This is a genomic window from Zobellia barbeyronii (genome assembly GCF_018603515.1).
Taxonomy (GTDB): Bacteria; Bacteroidota; Bacteroidia; order Flavobacteriales; family Flavobacteriaceae; genus Zobellia; species Zobellia barbeyronii.
In genome coordinates, this window is the sequence record NZ_JACATN010000004.1 from 633,599 (window position 1) to 652,489 (window position 18,891).

At 38.4% G+C, this 18,891-nt stretch carries 14 protein-coding genes; all 14 read left to right on the plus strand.

Annotated elements, in window-relative coordinates; all coding sequences use genetic code 11:
• Positions 1 to 46: 46 nt before the first annotated feature.
• The 14 genes from HW347_RS15290 to HW347_RS15355 all read left to right on the plus strand — a co-directional run bounded on the left by HW347_RS15290 (position 47) and on the right by HW347_RS15355 (position 18,601).
• The gene (locus tag HW347_RS15290) at positions 47 to 1,009 is read left to right on the plus strand and encodes a helix-turn-helix transcriptional regulator (RefSeq protein WP_214612783.1); all 963 of its coding nucleotides are present in this window, start codon (positions 47 to 49) and stop codon (positions 1,007 to 1,009) included.
• A 253-nt stretch (positions 1,010 to 1,262) separates the two neighbouring features.
• Complete coding sequence (locus HW347_RS15295; RefSeq protein ID WP_214612624.1) at positions 1,263 to 2,147, plus strand: nucleotidyltransferase family protein; 885 nt, start codon at positions 1,263 to 1,265, stop codon at positions 2,145 to 2,147.
• Positions 2,148 to 2,151: 4 nt separating this feature from the next.
• Positions 2,152 to 3,216: a phosphotransferase enzyme family protein gene (locus tag HW347_RS15300; protein ID WP_214612625.1), complete on the plus strand. Its 1,065-nt coding sequence runs from the start codon at positions 2,152 to 2,154 to the stop codon at positions 3,214 to 3,216.
• A gap of 201 nt (positions 3,217 to 3,417) precedes the next feature.
• Positions 3,418 to 7,551 (plus strand): hybrid sensor histidine kinase/response regulator transcription factor, encoded by a 4,134-nt coding sequence (locus HW347_RS15305; protein WP_214612626.1) that lies wholly within the window; start codon positions 3,418 to 3,420, stop codon positions 7,549 to 7,551.
• A gap of 203 nt (positions 7,552 to 7,754) precedes the next feature.
• On the plus strand, positions 7,755 to 9,311 hold the full coding sequence (locus tag HW347_RS15310; protein WP_225901941.1) for a sulfatase family protein: 1,557 nt from the start codon (positions 7,755 to 7,757) through the stop codon (positions 9,309 to 9,311).
• Complete coding sequence (locus tag HW347_RS15315; RefSeq protein ID WP_225901942.1) at positions 9,312 to 10,829, plus strand: sulfatase; 1,518 nt, start codon at positions 9,312 to 9,314, stop codon at positions 10,827 to 10,829. It begins immediately after the preceding gene.
• Positions 10,830 to 10,857: 28 nt separating this feature from the next.
• Entirely contained in the window at positions 10,858 to 12,426 is a 1,569-nt protein-coding gene (locus tag HW347_RS15320) for an arylsulfatase (protein ID WP_214612627.1), read from the plus strand.
• A 16-nt stretch (positions 12,427 to 12,442) separates the two neighbouring features.
• The gene (locus HW347_RS15325; protein ID WP_214612628.1) at positions 12,443 to 13,195 is read left to right on the plus strand and encodes a GDSL-type esterase/lipase family protein; all 753 of its coding nucleotides are present in this window, start codon (positions 12,443 to 12,445) and stop codon (positions 13,193 to 13,195) included.
• A 13-nt stretch (positions 13,196 to 13,208) separates the two neighbouring features.
• On the plus strand, positions 13,209 to 13,427 hold the full coding sequence (locus HW347_RS15330; protein WP_214612629.1) for a hypothetical protein: 219 nt from the start codon (positions 13,209 to 13,211) through the stop codon (positions 13,425 to 13,427).
• A gap of 39 nt (positions 13,428 to 13,466) precedes the next feature.
• Positions 13,467 to 13,610, plus strand: a complete 144-nt coding sequence (locus HW347_RS15335) for a hypothetical protein (protein WP_214612630.1) — start codon at positions 13,467 to 13,469, stop codon at positions 13,608 to 13,610.
• A gap of 109 nt (positions 13,611 to 13,719) precedes the next feature.
• Entirely contained in the window at positions 13,720 to 15,306 is a 1,587-nt protein-coding gene (locus tag HW347_RS15340; protein ID WP_214612631.1) for a sulfatase family protein, read from the plus strand.
• A gap of 46 nt (positions 15,307 to 15,352) precedes the next feature.
• On the plus strand, positions 15,353 to 17,065 hold the full coding sequence (locus HW347_RS15345) for a GMC oxidoreductase (RefSeq protein ID WP_214612632.1): 1,713 nt from the start codon (positions 15,353 to 15,355) through the stop codon (positions 17,063 to 17,065).
• Positions 17,066 to 17,067: 2 nt separating this feature from the next.
• The gene (locus HW347_RS15350; protein ID WP_214612633.1) at positions 17,068 to 17,631 is read left to right on the plus strand and encodes a gluconate 2-dehydrogenase subunit 3 family protein; all 564 of its coding nucleotides are present in this window, start codon (positions 17,068 to 17,070) and stop codon (positions 17,629 to 17,631) included.
• A gap of 49 nt (positions 17,632 to 17,680) precedes the next feature.
• Entirely contained in the window at positions 17,681 to 18,601 is a 921-nt protein-coding gene (locus tag HW347_RS15355; protein WP_214612634.1) for a hydroxypyruvate isomerase family protein, read from the plus strand.
• The last annotated feature ends 290 nt before the right edge of the window (positions 18,602 to 18,891 follow it).

Sequence of the window (18,891 nt, forward strand, 5' to 3'; positions counted from 1 at the left end):
AGGTCAATCTCTGAAGTTTTATCTTTGGAATATATACCGCACTCTTATGGGCTTGGACACCATTAATAGATTTGACCGCATAGTAGCTATATTAATTCAACTGCAATCAAAACGTATAGTAAAAGCGCAAGAATTGGCTGATCGTTTTAATGTAAGCTTACGCACCATCTATAGAGATATCCGCTCATTGGAAGCATCGGGCGTACCTATTTCCAGCGAAGCCGGCGTTGGGTATTCTATTATGGAAGGATATCGTTTACCCCCCGTAATGTTTACCCGTGAAGAGGCTGGGAGTTTTGTGGCGGCTGAAAAATTGATGGAAAAATTCACCGACACTTCTTTAGGTTCTCATCATAAATCCGCCATGTACAAGGTAAAGTCGGTTTTAAGAGGAAAGGAAAAAGATTGGATTTCAACTCTAGAAGCACAAGTACTGATTGATCCGTCTCAAACACCTTTTGATGAAAACATACCCAATGCCCTAGAAATTCTATTTGAAAGTATTGCAGATAAAACGCAGGTCTTCTTAAAGTATCAATCCCTTAATTCAGAAAAACCATCCGACCGCTTTATTGAACCTGTAGGACTTTTTCATGAGAATAACTTTTGGTATGTACTTGGCTATTGTCACTTCAGACAAGATTATAGACAGTTTAGAACGGATAGAATGTTACGAATTTCTAGAACAGAGAAAATCTTCACACTAGAACACGGAATGTTAGATGACCACTTGAACAAACAGCCGGAAAGAGAAAAAACCAAGATTACAATTTCTGTTGACAAAAGTATTGCCCGTTACATTTCCGCAGGAAGAAAACAATATGGGTTCGTTTCCGAAGAAATCAAAAAAGACAAGGTTCTCATGAACTTTATGACTTCAGATTTGGTTCATGGCTTTCCTAGATGGTATTTAATGTTTGGGGATTATGCTGAAATTATTGAGCCTCAAAGTCTAAAACAAAGGGTAATTGAAATTCTCAAAGAAACTCAAAACCGACTTATAAATTAATTCCAACACAGCCGAAAATTACTTTCTTAGTCAATGTTATTTTAGATTCACACTCCATTACTTTTAATAGTATTTAAACTTTCCATACCCTCTCTAATCCCAATTTTAGCACAAAAACCACCATTTCTTATCTCAAGACGTACGTTTACCTTGCAATCAACAAGATGTCAATAAATTGTTATGTAAATAGAAATGACCTACAAGTTTTCATGTTAAAACCTTATTTTAGCGCCACTCTTAAAAACTTAAAGACATGACCTTATTATTAATGGCCGCTGGTAGCGGTAGCCGATACGGAAAATTGAAACAATTTGACGATTTAGGCCCTAAAGGCGAATTCTTAATGGAGTTCGGTATTTACGATGCCCTGAAAAATGGTTTTGACCATATTGTTCTTATTACTAAAAAGGAAAATGTTTCTTTGGCAGAAGACCATTTGAGACCAAGAATACCTGCGAACATCAAGTTAGATGTTTTGGCACAAGAAATTACAGATTTACCAGAAGGATGTTCTTTTTCAGGCGAACGTAAAAAACCTTGGGGTACAGCACATGCAGTTTGGACAGCTAGAAACGTAATTAATGGTCCTTTTGCAGTATTGAATGCTGATGATTTCTACGGACAATCTGCTTATGCAAATGCTGCTGATTTTGCACGTGAGCATAATAACGATGATACTTTTGCCCTTGTTGGGTATACTTTAAAAAACACCTTGTCAGAACATGGTTCTGTGTCAAGAGGGGTTTGCCAGGTAGACGGAGATGATTTAGTTTCTGTTGATGAGCGTCTAAAACTTGAACCAAAAGACGGTAAAGTATTAGACCTTGATTCTGGTAACGAATATACAGGTGAAGAGCAGGTAAGCATGAACTTCTGGGTATGCCAACCTTCTATTTTTGATAAAATTGAAAGTGAGTTTAGAAAATTTCTAGCTGACGATAACTTAGCCGTAACAAGTGAACTTTACATTCCAAAAATGGTTCAAGAAATGTTACAGGCCAAAGAAATAAAAGTAAAAGTTGTACCATCAGGTGGCGATTGGTTTGGAGTAACTTACGCCAGCGATAGAGAAAAAGCCGTAGCTGACTTGCAAGGAAAAACCGATGCAGGTAAATACCCTTCTCCTCTTTGGCCATAAAATAATGAGTAGTTATTCAAACGAACAACTTAATCAACTATTAGGGCATTTTTCTGTGCCCCAAATAAAGTACTTGATCAAACCGTTAACAGACGGTTTGATCAATGATACTTTTTTGATATACGATGGTTCTACTCCACTATATATATTGCAGCGTGTAAATCACCTTGTTTTTACAGATGTAAAAGGGTTGATGAACAACATACAACAAGCTTTTAAATATTTAGAGGACACCGATTATAGTAAAATAACTCTAGTATCTCCTAAAAGCGGAGACAGCCATTACATTTCCCCTACCGGAAACCATTGGCGTCTTATGACTTTTATTGATGGGAGCACGGCATACAATACCACTGAGGACACCAGTATTGCTTTTGAAGCAGGTAGAATCATTGCCAAATTCAATTCTCTTTTACAACAAGCTGACCTAGATGATTACGTGGATACTATTCCTCGTTTTCATGATATAACGCTACGCCAAGACCAATTTAAATCTGCCCTTAAAACTGCGCCTCCGGAGAAATTAGAAATTGCAGAGAAAGCGATTGTTTTTACCAATGAGGTTTTAGAAAAGCTTACTGCTCTAAATTTCAAAGAATTACCTGTTAGAGTTTGTCATAACGACACCAAATTGAATAACATTCTCTTCTCAAAAGAGACCAATAAGGCACTTTGCTTAATTGATTTGGACACGCTTATGAAAGGCTATTTTCTTTATGATTTTGGTGATGCCGTACGCACTATAGCCAACACCGCTGCCGAAGATGAACAGGACCACAGTAAAATTATTTTTGATAAAGATTTGTTTGAAGGTTTTATAGATGGTTTGGCAATTAACAGTTCTTTCTTGACCAAGGCTGAAATTGAAACCTTGCCATGGGGTGCCGTTCTTATGCCTTTTCTACATGGCATACGTGCTTTAACGGATTACCTAAACAACAATGTCTATTATAAAGTTGCCTACGAAAACCAAAATTTAGATCGTAGCCTCAGTCTTTATAATTTTACTCAAAAAGCATTAAACCATATGGATTATATGGAAAATGTGCTAAAAGAAAAGTTATCCTAAATTACTTACTTTAATCAACTTAACACCATGGAAATCAAACATAAAGCTGATTTTCAATAAAACAAAAACACAGCAATACTTCTAATTTTAGCTAAAACTAACCTAGAATAAAGAGCGGGTCAAACATCAACTATAGTTTTTTTACTACCTTGAAAATCTATTTCAAATATACCCATAGGTACTAAATCCGTTTCTGATTTCATGTCCAAAAAAGTTTACATAACAATTTCATGTATCTTCTTCTTTCTCTGCACTTTTGCTCAAGAAAGCGACCTTGAGTTTTCTCAAAACTATACGATTTCTAATGGTTTGGCACACAATGGGGTCACCGCCATTCTTGAAGATTCAAGAGGCTACATTTGGGTAGGTACTTTTGAAGGTCTGAACCGTTACGATGGATATGAATTTAAAACCATCAAAAACACCCTGAGCGATGCTGTTTTTGTAAGTAACCGTATTAGATCGCTCAAAGAAGATTCCAAAGGAAACATTTGGATCGGTACCGATGAGGGGATATCCTTGTACAACTACAACTTGGAGAAATTTATTAACATTTACTCTAATCAACTTGCCAAAAAAGGAGTTAAAGGACCTGTGGTTAGAGATATTATCATCAATGAAAAAGAAGGAATAATTCTCTGCGCTACAGAAAAGTATGGGATTTTAGTTTTTAACGATGACTATACTTTGCAGGGAGAATATTCACCCACTGCCTTTTATAGTAACGGTGCCGTTGAATTTTATAAATCAATGATTATAGACAACAGCACTTATCTTTATGCTACGTCCGTAGGTCTGCTTTCTTTCAATCTAAAAAACCACCAATTCACTAAAATAGTTTCTAATGACATAAGCAACTGCCAGTCTATTATGCGTATTGATGAAACTACGTTTCTGGTTACATTAAAAAAAGGGGCTGCCATTCTATCTTACTCTAAATTGGGTGACGGCTACGATTACCAAATAGTAAAAACCGATCTTCTACCCTCACAAAATTTCAATAGCTCAGGTTTTGACCACCATAATAATCTTTGGCTGGGAACATTGAATAAGGGTGCAATTCGCATTAATGATATTAAAAGCCTTACTGAAGGTTCAGACATAGATTATTCAATATTTAAATTTCAAAATAAACAACTGCGCATTAGCTGTTTTCAAAGAACATCCAATAATAGATTTTGGGTTGGTTCGTATGATAAAGGTCTATTTAGATTTGACCTCAAAAAAAATCCATTTAAAGAATTTAAAGGTGAAAGTCCATTTGAATTTGGCGTAAGCGATAGGCATTTAATTCAAATTTCGCCTTTAGATGACCAGAACGTATACCTGACAAAAAATCAAGGAGGGCTTGCACTTTTTAATACAAACGAAGGTAGATTTGAACCTCTACCTTTTACATTTGATGAAAACTATAAGGCTAGAATTTCTTCAGTTTATGTAGACTCTCATAAGAGAACATGGATGAAAGTGGCCAAAGTGGGTTACTTTAGGTTAAATCCTAATGAAGATAAACCCCAACTAATTGATACAAGTTCCTTACCCGAATTTTCGCAAGTAGAATCTTATAAGATTACAGAAGACAAAAAGGGCAACATTTGGCTAGGCACAAGAGTGGGTGTTTACAAATTATCTGTAGATGGGCAAGGCGATGTCACTAAAATAGAGGCACTAAACGATAATCCGTATTTTGAAAATTTCAAAATGACCCTCGCTCGTTTTGTATATGTAGACCCGGAGCAAGATTTTATATGGGTGGGCACAGCAGAAGATGGTCTTTTTAGGATATCAATTAAAGATGACCCTTTATTAAAAAATGCAAAAATCAAGCATCTTAGGAGAGATAAGAAAGAAGGTGGTTTACCCAATAACTTCGTTTCGGCCATAACAAGAACACCAAACGGCAATCTATGGATAGGTACAGAAGGTGCCGGAATCTGTAAGGTAGAAAATAGCGAAAAAGAACCCGTATTCATTCCATTTACCGAAAAAGACGGTTTATCCAATAACGTAGTAAAAAGTATAAATGTAGACAACGCCGGCAACCTATGGATTGCTACCAATGTTGATTTAAACAAATTCTATCCTAAAGAAAAAAAGTTTCGGAAGTTCGGAAAAGAAGACGGTCTGCCATTTGAAGATTTCTGGTATGCATCAGCCTATTTAAACAATGGCACTTTAGTATTGGCAGGGCTTGAAGGCTTCTCCTATTTTATGCCCCACATCATTAAGGATACGGAAACCTTACCTCGCTTACATTTTGGTGACTTTAAGGTTTTCAATAAAACCGTACTCCCACAAGACACTTTAAACAAAAGAGTTTTACTTTCTGAACGGCTTCATAGTGGTCAGACCTTAAATCTAAAATACAACGAGAATGTTTTTACGGTTGAGGCTACTTCGCTACACTTTGCATCACCTGAAAATCATTTTTTAAAATACAGGTTGTTACCTATAGACCTGGATTGGCTGCAGACTACGTCTGACCAACGAATGATAAACTATAATGGGCTGCAATCAGGAAAATATTCGCTTGAAGTGGCCGCATCAAATTCCATTGGTGAGTGGACTACAACCAAAACCCTAGATATTATTATTTCACCTCCATTTTGGAAAACCCCTTTGGCATATGTTATCTATGCCCTACTTACTATTTTGGTACTAGGTACTGTTCTATTCTATATCATAAAGAACCAGTCTTTGCGCTACAATATTCAATTAGAGCAAATAGAAAAAGATAAAGTAAAGGAAGTGAATGCAGCTAAACTTCGCTTTTTCGCTAATATATCTCATGAACTAAAAACACCGCTCAACCTGATATCTAGTCCGGTAAAGCTCTTATCTGAACGCTATAAGGATAATATTGATTCTCAAGAAAAACTGAATATTGTTGCTAGACAGTCTAAAAAAATAGGCCGCCTTATAGACCAGATTCATGATTTTGAGCGTGTGGATGCCAATTTAATGGAAATGGATTATTCCAGATTCTATTTTAATGAATTTATAGAAACTATTGTACCTGATTTTCATTACTTGGCCTATAATAGTCATAAGAGATTACAAGTTATTTCTGACGACACCAACATTGTTGTATCTGCAGATCGCGATAAGCTGGAAAAAATATTCAACAACTTATTAAGTAATGCGTTTAAATATACGGGCGCCAATGATGTTATTACTATAAAGTTTATTAGTGAAGATAAAGACCTTCTTGTATCCGTTACCGATACCGGAAGAGGAATTGATGATGATGACCTACCGCATATTTTTGAAAGGTTCTACCAGTCCCGAAAAAGGGAAAGTGTACATTCTACGGGCTCGGGTATAGGTCTTGCTTTTTCTAAAAAACTGGTAGAAATGCATTACGGTTATTTAGAAGCCTTTAGCGAAATAGGCGTGGGCACCACTATTAGTGTTCGTCTTCCTGTAGTTAAAAAGGAATCTATAGATGACCAAGCAACAAAGGAAAAAACACTAATAACTGCGGAAAATGAGGTTTCTGATGCTGAAACGACAATAGCAAAAACCGAAGTCTCTAAAATAAAGACAAGCGGAGACTACTCCGATAAGTTGATTTTTTATGTAGAAGATGTACTAGATATGCGTCTTTATGTATCAAAAGTATTATCTAAATTTTTTAAAGTAAAAACTTTTACGAATGGTAGGGAATGCTTGGATGCTATGGAAGACCAATGGCCAGATTTGGTTATAAGTGATATTCAAATGCCAATCATGAACGGTCTTGAACTTTGCAAACGTATTAAGGCTGATATAAAAACGAGTCATATTCCAGTAATTCTACTTACTGCGTTGGACGATATAGAAAATCAGATTCAAGGGATTAAAGACGGAGCTGATGCATACATCAAAAAACCATTTGACGCACGCCAATTGGTTGCACGTACCGAAGCTTTGTTGGAGAACAAAAAGCGACTGCGGGAGCGTTTCAAGATTGGTATTCCGCTTACGAAGGATAACAACCTTAATATTAGAAATGATAATGCATTTCTTGAAAAGCTTTATCACCTTATGGCTCAAAATTTAGATAATCAAAATCTAGATATGGACCAATTTGCACGTCAACTTTATCTTAATCGCACTCATTTCTACCAAAAAGTAAAGGCACTAACGGATAAAACTCCGTTTGAGATGCTAAAAATGTACCGTTTAAAAAAGGCGGCAGAACTGCTGGTAGAACAACCGGAATTATCCGTCAATGAAGTGTATACGATGACCGGTTTTAAAAGCCGAACGCATTTTAGCAAACTCTTTAAAGAAATGTATCATACCACACCTGGTAAATACTCGGCTAAAAGTAAGGACAGTAATATTTCATAGGGAACTTCTTACTAGCTCTTACCATATTCGGTAATATGCATTTGTGCTCACTTGCGAATTGAAGAATACATATTTTGTACGCATAGATACATCATTCTCATCCTGAAAAATACCTTTGAACTTAGTGACAAAAGGCATAACTTAATTTTCACCAAAAGTTATAACTAAAAAAATCAGGTCACTAGTATCAAAAAATCAGGATTATGATAACATATACCATCCAAATGTTAGGCTTTATTCTCAAATTTAGTCTTGCCGGAGTACTTGCTCTAACAACAAACCCAGCGGACCAAAAGCCTATTGCAAAAGCAGAGCGTCCAAACATTCTTTTCTGTATTGCAGATGATGCCTCTATGAAAAGTTTTGGCGCCTATGGTGATACGTTTATCAACACACCGGCAATAGACAATTTGGCTAAAGAAGGCGTCGTGTTTCAAAATGCTTACAACGGGAACCCCAAATGCTCTCCAGCACGTGCCTGTATTTTAACGGGCAAGTATAGTTGGCAACTTAAGGAAGCGGCAGACCATAACGGTCGCTTTCCGCTAGAATTCAAAACCTATCCGCAGTTATTGGCTAAAAAGGGCTATCGCGTAGGTTATACGGGTAAAGGATGGGGACCTGGAGTATATGACACCAAAGACAATCCTGCAGGCCCAGAGCACAATGCTATTAAGGTTAAACCACCATACAAAGGCATTTCCGATATTGATTATGCTGCAAATTTTGAGGTTTTCTTGAACGATAATCCTAAAGGCACTCCATTTTGTTTTTGGTTGGGAGCAAAAGAACCGCATCGATTTTATGAGTTAGATTCATGGAAAAAAGCAGGACGAAGGCTAGAAGAAGCTAATGTTCCTCCATTTTATCCAGATAATGAAGTTGTTCGTGGTGACTTATTGGACTATGCCAATGAAGTGGAATGGTTCGATACCCATGTGGGCAAAGCAATTAAAGCTCTTGAGAAAAAAGGATTATTAAAAAACACCTTGGTAATTATAACTTCTGATCATGGTATGCCTTTCCCAAGGGTAAAAGGTCAGATTTATGAAGAAGGTTTTCATATACCCCTTATTGCGTATTGGAAAGGAAAGATTACTTCTGGGCGAACCGTGAGCGATTTCGTTAGCTTTTCTGATTTTGCCCCCACGTTTATGGAAGTAGCTGGAGAAATTCCTCATCAACAAATGACGGGAAGCAGTATCACAAAGCAACTTTTTACTGCAGAATCAGGTAGGATTGATGCGGCCCGAGACCATGTCCTTTTGGGTAAGGAACGTCACGATGTTGGCAGATCTAACGAAGATGGAATTGACCTTGCTTATCCCGTTAGGGCCATTAGAAATGATTCCCTCCTATATGTCCATAATATACAACCTGAAAGATGGCCTGTTGGCAATCCGGAATATGGCTTTATGAATACGGATGGTTCTCCTACAAAAAGTTACATCACCTCCATAAATCCAGATGATGAAGAATACCATTTCTTTGAGATGAATTTTGATAAGAAACCGGAAAACGAACTTTACAACATTCAAAAGGACCCCCACTGCATCTATAATTTAGCTACTAAACCTGAATACAGTAGTAGCATTGCAAAGCTTCGTACCCAAATGGAAACGGAACTCATTGCGCAGGGCGATCCTAGAACATTAGGCAAAGGAGAGGTTTTTGATAACTATATCTATTATGGAAAGCGATTAGATTACAAAACGGGTAAACGTATAACACCTATTAAGTACACTAAAAAAACGGAATAAATGCTAGGTTCAAAATTTCCAAAAAAATGTTCTGTATACTTTCTTACTTTTTTGATGAGTCCCTTATTCCACTGGGCACAAGAAAAGCAGCCCAATATCATTTTTGTTCTTGTGGACGACCTCGGCTATGCCGATGTTGGTTTTAACGGTTCAACATATTTTGAGACACCGGCATTAGATGCTTTGGCCAAAGAGAGCTTGGTATTTAACAATGCCTACATGTATCCCACATGCTCACCTTCCAGAGCTGCTCTTTTTACTGGAAAACAATCTTTCCGAACTGGTGTTTACACTGTTCCCGTACTAGAGAGAGGTGATGATCAAGAGAACATATTCTCTAGGTGGACGGTTGGTAAAGAACATCCTATTTATGCCGAACCTCTGGCAACTGCTGGTTATAAATCCATTCACTTAGGCAAATGGCATATTGTGGGACCATATCCAGAAAAAGAACTGGCAATGGACTGGCCCATCCAACAAAAATTGAATCAACCTCAACCCGGAGATTTCACTTGGGTAGAAAACCATAAGACGCCAGCCGTAAAACAGTATTACCCGGAAGGGAGGGGCTTTATTAAAAATGTTGGCGGCACGTTTCGCGGAGACCCAGCTTTAGAAGAAGGTGGTTACAAAAGCGAACGTGGAGGATATCGCGCACCGTTTAGCAATCCATTCATTTCACCTAAACCTGATGACGAATGGCTTACGGACCGACTTGCCAGCGACGCTATTGAGTTTATGGATGACCATAAAAATGCCCCGTTCTTGGTCAACCTTCATTTCTATGAGGTACATCGTCCTATAAAAAATAGAAACGACGAGCTCTTTGATAAATACATGGAAAAACCAGGTGACCCCATAACAGGACAAGGCATAGGTGAAAACAAAGAACGCATGGCCAGTTACGCTACCATGGTACAGTCTATGGACGAGAATATTGGTAGAATCATGACATACCTCAAAAAGAATAATTTAGAAGAAAATACATTGATTATCATTACTTCTGATAATGGCTATCATGGTATTGCTTCTGAGAATTTAAACTTAAGAGGCTCCAAGGGCGAAATTTATGAAGGCGGAATAAAAGTTCCTGCTTTAATCCATTGGTCCGGCAAGGTAAAAGCCCGAAGAACGAAGATTCCAATTTCCGTTACCGATTATTTTCCAACATTAATGGATGCAGCCAACATTGATTACAAAGGGCAGCTTGATGGAAAATCGCTTATTCCCCTATTTCAAAAAGACAAAAACAGTTTTAAAGAACGTCCCTTATTCTGGCATTTGGCCAGCCAATACAAAAACGGCACCTGTTCCGTAATCCGAAAAGGAGATTATAAACTAATCCAATTTTTAGCTGATGGAAAACTGGAACTTTACAACTTAAAGAGCGACCCAAAGGAGACTAAGAACTTGGCCCAAGAGGATTCAAAAACAGCTCAAAACCTACTTGACGAACTAGTAACTTGGCGAACAATGAATGAAGTACCTCTGCCTCCAAATTCCATGCTCTCAAAATAGTCTAAAACCAATAAATCAGCAATATTCAATGTGCTACTCAAAAAAATTTCTGGTTAATATCATTCTAATTCTTTTAAGCCTACCTAATTCTTGGGCCCAGAAAAAAGAGGTTCAAAAACCAAATATTATTCTTATTTATGCGGATGACATGGGGCGCGGCATGCTCGGCACTTACGGACAAAACATGCTAACTACTCCTAATATTGACAAGCTGGCTTCAGAAGGCTTGCAGTTTGAAAGAGCTTATGGCGCTATGTATTGTGCTCCGGCAAGGGCCAGCCTATTAACCGGAATGCACGACTGCCACGGAGGTGATGCCATGACCATTGTAAAAGCTGGTATTTATAAGGAATTGGATAACGGACTTACCCTAGACGAAATCAAGGCTAAAATACACGAGGTGGCACTTCCTGCCGAAAAGGACGAAGTATTCTTGGGTGAAATTGCCCAAAAAGCAGGATATACCACAGGACAGTTTGGAAAATTAGAATGGGGGTTCGCTACTACTCCTGAACGTATGGAACGCCATGGTTGGGACCATCATTTTGGGTATTATGACCATCTCCGCTGTCATGGATTTTATCCTCCGTTTCTTTTTGAAGATGGTAAAAAAGTAGACATCCCAGGGAATACACATGTAGATTGTGCCAAAACCACGGAATACGACTCTCCCGAAAACTTTAAGAATCGGTGGAATATGGAAGGAAAAGCCGTCTATTCCGAGCATATTATCATGAACAAAATGTTGGGTTTTATGGATGCCAATCATCCTAAAAAAACAGACAAACCTTTCTTTCTCTATTTTCCCACTCAGTTGCCGCACGGTCCTACTATGGTTCCTGAGGTACATCCTGAATTACAGAACAACCCAAACTTAACGCAATGGGAAAAAGAATATGCTTCTATGGTAAAAATGTTGGATGACGATGTGGGTAGAATTTATGCCAAACTAGAAGAAATGGGAATCTTGGATAATACTATCATCGTTTTTACTTCGGATAATGGACATGAAATCTATTATCCGGAAAAAGGGCGTACCTCAAAAAACAACGTCAATGTAAAAGGAGAAGAATTTGATAATATCACTACTCGCTTTAACAGTAGGGTTGCAGGAGATATTTTTGATGGAAACGACGGTATGTCCGGAAAAAAGCGTGATAATTGGGAAGGTGGTGTACGTGTTCCCCTTTTCTGGTATTGGAAAAACAAAATAAAGGCTGGCACGGTAAGCGAACAAATGGTCAGTAATTATGATTTCCTAAATACCCTTGCCGAGATTGTAGGAACTCCACAGAGAAAGGAAAAAGATGGCATTTCTTATGCAAAAACTCTTTTTGGAGGCAAGCCCAAATTGCGCAACTATACTGTTTATTCTTCAAAAATGGGTCCCGCTTTGGTCACCCAAGAAGGTTGGAAGCTCAGATACTATCTTAAGGAAGATATTTTTCAACTCTATTATTTACCTGATGATTATGGAGAGGTAAATGATTTAGCCAAAGGGCATCCTGAAAAAACCGAAAAACTGAAAGCGATACTTTTTAAGGAATGCAGTGAAAACTGGGAAAATGGTATTGGCCCGATTCAAAAGAAAGTCTAAACCAAGTTGAACTATCATGGTTAAAAAAATTAAATTAAGTCACGCCCTACTCCTTTTATCTACATGTATACTTATATCATGCGCTAGCGCCAAACTTAGCTCACCAAAGGAAAACCCTGCAGCGCAATCCGTTCAACTAGAAGGTGAATGGTGGAACCAACGACATGAGACTATTAAAAGTCGACTTAAATCTGACCCTGAACTGATTTTAGTGGGTAACTCTATTTTTCACACTTTGGAAGAAGAGGACCGAAAAGAGGTTTGGACCAAGTACCTAGACCAGTACCGCACCGTAGATATGGGCATTAGTGGTGATCGCACCGAGAATGTTATATGGCGTATTGAAAATGGAACCTTAGAAGGTATAAATCCCAAAGTTGCAGTTATACTCATAGGTACAAATAACACGGACGGCAACCATTATTTAAACATAAGCACCCCAGAAGAACTGGCCGATGGTATTTACAAAATATGCAGCCTGTTAAATCAAAAACTACCGAATACCGAAATTCTCCTCATGGGTATTCTTCCTTATGGTTATAAACCCAATCACAGAGATAATATCAACAAGGCAACGAACAAATTGCTTTCTTCCTTCCCAAAAAAGAATTCAAAAATCCATTATATAGACATCAGCTCAGAATATGTTGATGAAAATGGAAAGGTTAACAAAGAACTTATGCCCGATTACCTGCACCCCAATGCAGAAGGCCATTTGCTAATGTTCAAAGCATTTGATGCCGATATCCAAAAATTGATTACAGAATAGAACCACTTTTAAAATGAAACTGAACTACCTTTTTCTTGTCCTAGCCTTTCTCAATCTCTCATCAATTCAATCTCAGCAAAAAACTGAATCGGAGAAGCAAAAAAAGAAAGCCAGTGAAATGGTGGTAGAAAGAGAACGACCCAAAGAATGGAACAACCTTGTTCTGGTGGTCGTTTCATGGACCATTGGAATATGGAAGGTAAAGCTGTCTATTCCGAGCATATTATCATGAAAAGATATCACAGAAGAAAAATACCTACAGCATTTAGAAATGTTCAAATCGAAAATAGGATACTCTCTAGTTTCCGTGCTTCCGGATCATATTAGTCAAAAATGTGTTGACGTAACCGGTGATTATCTATGGGATTATCAAAAAGGGGCTAGAAATATTATTTCAGACTTTTATAATGAGTAATTCTAAAGCAGGTTCCCAATTTACAGAGAGAGACAACACATAAACAGACACATACACAGCTTTACTGCATTTAGGTTTTATTTGATATCAGATATAATTCACAACCTTTATGATTCTGTCGGTTAAAAATTTTGGTCTCCCGTTATTATGTATTTGCTCTCTTATATTCTCCTCCTGTGGAGATAGCTCTAAAAAAGCGAAAACAGAAACAGTTGACAGCCGCCCAAATATCCTATGGATTACCATCGAAGACTGGAGTCCAGATTTATCCTGCTACGGCACAAAAGGTATCTCCACCCCACATGTAGACCAATTGGCTTCAGAGGGTATTCGTTATAACAAAGCTTTTACAACTTCACCCGTTTGTTCAACCTCTCGTTCTGCAATGATGACAGGTTTCCATCAAAACTACATTGGAGCAAACCAGCATCGTGAGCACAACAAACAGGCATTACCCTATGGCATAAAACCCATTCCAAAATTATTTGAAGAAGCTGGGTATTTTACCACTTTGATGAGCTGGAAGACCGATATGAATTTTTTTCCCGACACCAAAGAAGAACTTTTTATGAACACCAATGACTGGGCAGACCGCGAACCCGGCCAACCTTTCTTTGCCAGGATTACTTTTGGAGGTACCCACCGGTCTTGGAACCGTGACCCAGAAAGGCCTATTGATATAAAAGATGTTGAACTTCCACCCTACTATGCCGACACTCCTTTTATTCGCCGTGATTGGGCCAACGGCCTTGAACAAATGCAATTGGTGGACCGAGAAGTAGGTGCTTTGTTAAAACGACTTAAAGATGAAGGTCTTGCCGATAATACTATTGTCTTTTTTATTGGCGACCATGGCCGTTGCCATATTAGAGGTAAACAATTCTTATATGACGGTGGCACCAGAATACCCATGATTTTGCGGTGGCCTGAAAAAGTGAAACCCGGTCAAGTAAATGAAGATTTAGTTATGTCTTTGGATATTGATGCCACTATACTTTCCGCAGCCAACATCATCCCTCCAGTACCTTTACATGGAAAAAATCTTTTAGGTGATGAGATAAAAAATAGGAAATACACTTTTGCAGCTCGTGATAAGATGGACGAAACCCATGATGCCATGCGTTCCATACGTTCAAAAGATTACAAACTCATTCTAAACTTAATGCCCGAAAGGCCGTATTTACAATACAACCAATACAAGGAAAACGCCTATCCCGTACTAACCGAAATGAGTATCATGTACCTCAAAGGAGAACTTACTGCCGAGCAAGCTGCCTTCTTTGCCCCAATAAAACCCAAAATTGAGCTATATGACCTACAAAAAGACACATTTGAGGTAGACAATGTAGCCGATAACCCCGAATATAGCTCTGTGAAAAAAGAGCTGCTGGCCGAACTTCAAAACTGGCGCACCAATGTCATCAAAGACCAAGGTGTAAGTGAAGAGTTTAGAGCAATTGGCGTTTTTCCAGATAAAAACCCTTTTTCAACGGTCGATGAATGGGTAGCCAAAAATCAAAAAAATTACGATTTTAACCGTACAGGCTGGCCTTCATGGTATCCTACAAAAACACTTCAAGAATGGCAAAAGGCCCAAAAAAAATGGGAACCTTACGTTATGAGAGGAGCTTCAGAAGATATACCTCGTCCTGAAATTGGCATTATCAAAAAGAAGAAAAAAGCAAAGAAGAATTAAATTCAAATAAGGAAAACAATCCAAACCTATTTTCAAAATATAAAAAATGAGCAAATTTTATTTTAACGAAGAGCAAAGTTCCTATGATGCCATTGTCGTAGGTACTGGTGTCAGCGGAGGCTGGGCTGCCAAAGAACTGTGCGAAAATGGATTAAAAACCTTGATGCTAGAACGTGGCAGAATGGTGGAGCACATTAAAGACTATACTACAGCCCATATGGACGATTGGGACTTTGAACACGGCCTTGAACTGTCTATTGAAGAGAAAGCAAAAAGACCCAAACAAAGTAGAACAAACAAAGGAAAAAGTGCGGATTCTTATAAGTGGTTCGTGAATGACCTAGAACACCCGTATAATGAGACCAAGCCCTTTAACTGGATGCGAGGTTACCATGTTGGCGGGCGTTCCATAACTTGGGGCCGTCATAGTTACCGTTGGAGTGAAATTGACTTTGAAGCCAATAAAAATGATGGTCACGGTGTTGATTGGCCCGTTCGCTACAAGGACATTGCTCCTTGGTATGATAAGGTAGAAAGTTATATTGGAGTTTCCGGTGAAAAAATGGGACTGAGCCAATTACCAGATGGACAGTTTTTACCCATGATGGATTTGAACTGTGTAGAACAACATTTTAGAGATCAGGTTTACGAAAATTTAGATGGCAGAGTAGTTACTTCAGGCCGAATTGCTCACATAACGGGTGACAAAGAGTTTGAAGGACGTACCAAATGTCAGTTTAGGAATAGGTGTTCCAGAGGATGTCCTTTTGGTGGTTACTTCAGTAGTAATTCATCTACACTTCCTGCCGCAGAACGCACAGGTAATCTTACCCTAAGACCAGATTCTATTGTAACCGAGGTCATTTATGACCCTGATACCAAAAAAGCAACTGGTGTTAAGGTTATTGACCATTTAACAAAAGAAGAGTTTGTATTTAAGGCGAAGGTCATTTTCTTATGTGCATCCGCAATTGCATCGGCTTCTATTCTTATGCAATCCAAATCTGAACGTTTTCCGAACGGAATGGGTAATGATTCTGACCAACTGGGGAGAAACATTATGGACCATCATTTAGGCGCAGGAGCCAACGGAAAATTTGATGGTTTTGATGATAAATATTATAAAGGTAGAAGACCAGGTGGCGTGTATATTCCACGTTTTAAGAATATCGACATCAAATCAAAAAGTAAAGACTATTTACGAGGATTTGGATACCAAGGAGGCGCAAGTCGAAAAAATTGGAAAGATTCTGTTGCAGAACTTGCCATGGGAGCCGAGCTTAAAGAGGCTATTCTAAAACCTGGTGGCTGGACGATGGGCGTAGGTGGTTTTGGAGAAATCCTACCGTACCAAGACAATCGTATGACGCTAGACTATGATAATTTAGATGGCTGGGGATTACCCACCGTAACTTTTGATGCCGAAATACGTGACAACGAGTTTAAAATGCGTGAAGACATTGTAGTTCAAGCAGCAGAAATGTTGAAAAAAGCAGGAGCAAGAGATATCAAAACCAACAACAGCTCTTACAACATTGGTCATGGTATTCACGAAATGGGAACTGCTCGTATGGGTAGAGACCCAAAAACTTCGGTCTTGAACGGTCATAATCAAGTACATGAAGTACCTAATGTTTATGTTACCGATGGTGCCTTTATGGCTTCATCAAGTTGTGTAAATCCATCATTGACTTACATGGCATTTTCGGCAAGAGCCGCCAATCACGCAGTAGAAGAACTTAAAAAAGGAAATATATAATCATGGATAGAAGAAAAGCATTGATGCAAATAGGAATGTCAATGGGTTACGTAGTAGCCGCACCGACATTCATGAGCGTTTTACAAAGTTGTAATGACACCAAAGCTGCAGCGTGGACACCACAGTTTCTTGACAAAAACCAAGGTACGGTTCTCATAGGCGTAATAGACAGCCTACTCCCTAAAACTGATACGTTATCAGCATCGGAAGTTAATGTTCACGTTTTTCTGGACAGTTTTGCGAACGAGGTGATGCCTCCCAATCAGCAAGATCAGTTCAAAGCTACGCTTGACCAGTTGGCCGTAAACGCACTAGAAAGTTCAAAAAAAGAAAACATAAGTGACCTGACCGCAAAAGACATTGCTCCTGAAATGCTGAAGGCCTTAACCGATAAAAAGGCAAAAGGAGTTCCTTTTGCTAAAAAAATTCGCGACCTGACCATTTGGGGCTATAAATGCACAGAATATGTTGGCGAAAAAGTGCTTGCTTATGATTCTATTCCTGGACAATGGATTGCCTGTGGTGATTTAGATGAATTAACAGGAGGAAAAGCTTGGTCCATCTAAATAGGAATCCAACCAACAAAACCATTTTACCTAACACAAAGTACGTGCAATGAAGAGACGCAATTTTATACAAAAAACAGCTTTATCTACAGGAGCAATTTCAATGGGTTCGGGGCTATCGTATGCCTCGCCCTTCGCCTCACCAAAAGAGCCTTATAAATTCAACTTAAAATATGCTCCACATTTGGGCATGTTCGAAAGCCATGCGGGCAAAGACCCTATTGACCAACTCAATTTTATGGCAGACCAAGGTTTCACTGCTTTTGAGGATAATAAAATGCGCACCCGGGATGTAGCCGTACAGGAAAAAATGGCTCAAACCATGGAAAAAAGGGGCATTGAAATGGGTGTGTTCGTTGCCGTATTCTTAAAAGAAGGTCATGTAGCTTCAGGAGATTCAGAAAACAGAAAAGCCTTTCTAGCGCATTGCAAAGAATCGGTTGAAGTAGCAAAACGGGTAAACGCAAAATGGATGACCGTTGTACCAGGTAATGTAGCCCCGAAAATAAAAGAAGGCTACCAACGAGCGAATGTTATTGAAACGCTTAAACAGGCTTCGGCTGTTTTTGAACCTCACAACCTAACAATGGTGCTTGAGCCCTTAAACTTTTTCAATCATCCAGGAGCTTTCTTAACAGACTCACCACAAGCCTATGAAATCTGTAAAGCGGTAAATTCTCCTTCTTGTAAAATTCTTTTCGACATATATCATCAACAAATCCAAGAAGGTAATCTCATACCGAACATGGAAGCTTGTTGGGATGAAATCGCTTATATACAAATTGGTGATAATCCTGGCAGAAATGAACCTACTACAGGAGAAATTAACTTTTGGAATGTACTAAAATTCATTAAAGAAAAAGGCTACAATGGTGTTTTAGGTATGGAACACGGCAACTCAAGACCTGACAAAGAAGGGGAGCAAGCAGTCATACAAGCTTATAAAAATATAGATAGTTTTTCTCACTAAACTTCACCCTATCTAACAATAACAGAACTAGACTAAATTTTATATCTAGAACACTCTTAATTGTGCTACTGGACGGAGAAATACACCCTATTTACTGAGGGAGACATCATAGCTAAAACCATAGCTCAGTTTTGAAAAACCTAGTCATTTAAATAGACAGATAAATGGATAACACCTAACAAAAGGCAGACCTAACATCTATTTTTATTTGATCATTTGTTTCCTTATTGAAACCATTTGTTATACTTTAACCCTAACTCTAAAGCTACATTAGCTTTTCTTAACTTAAA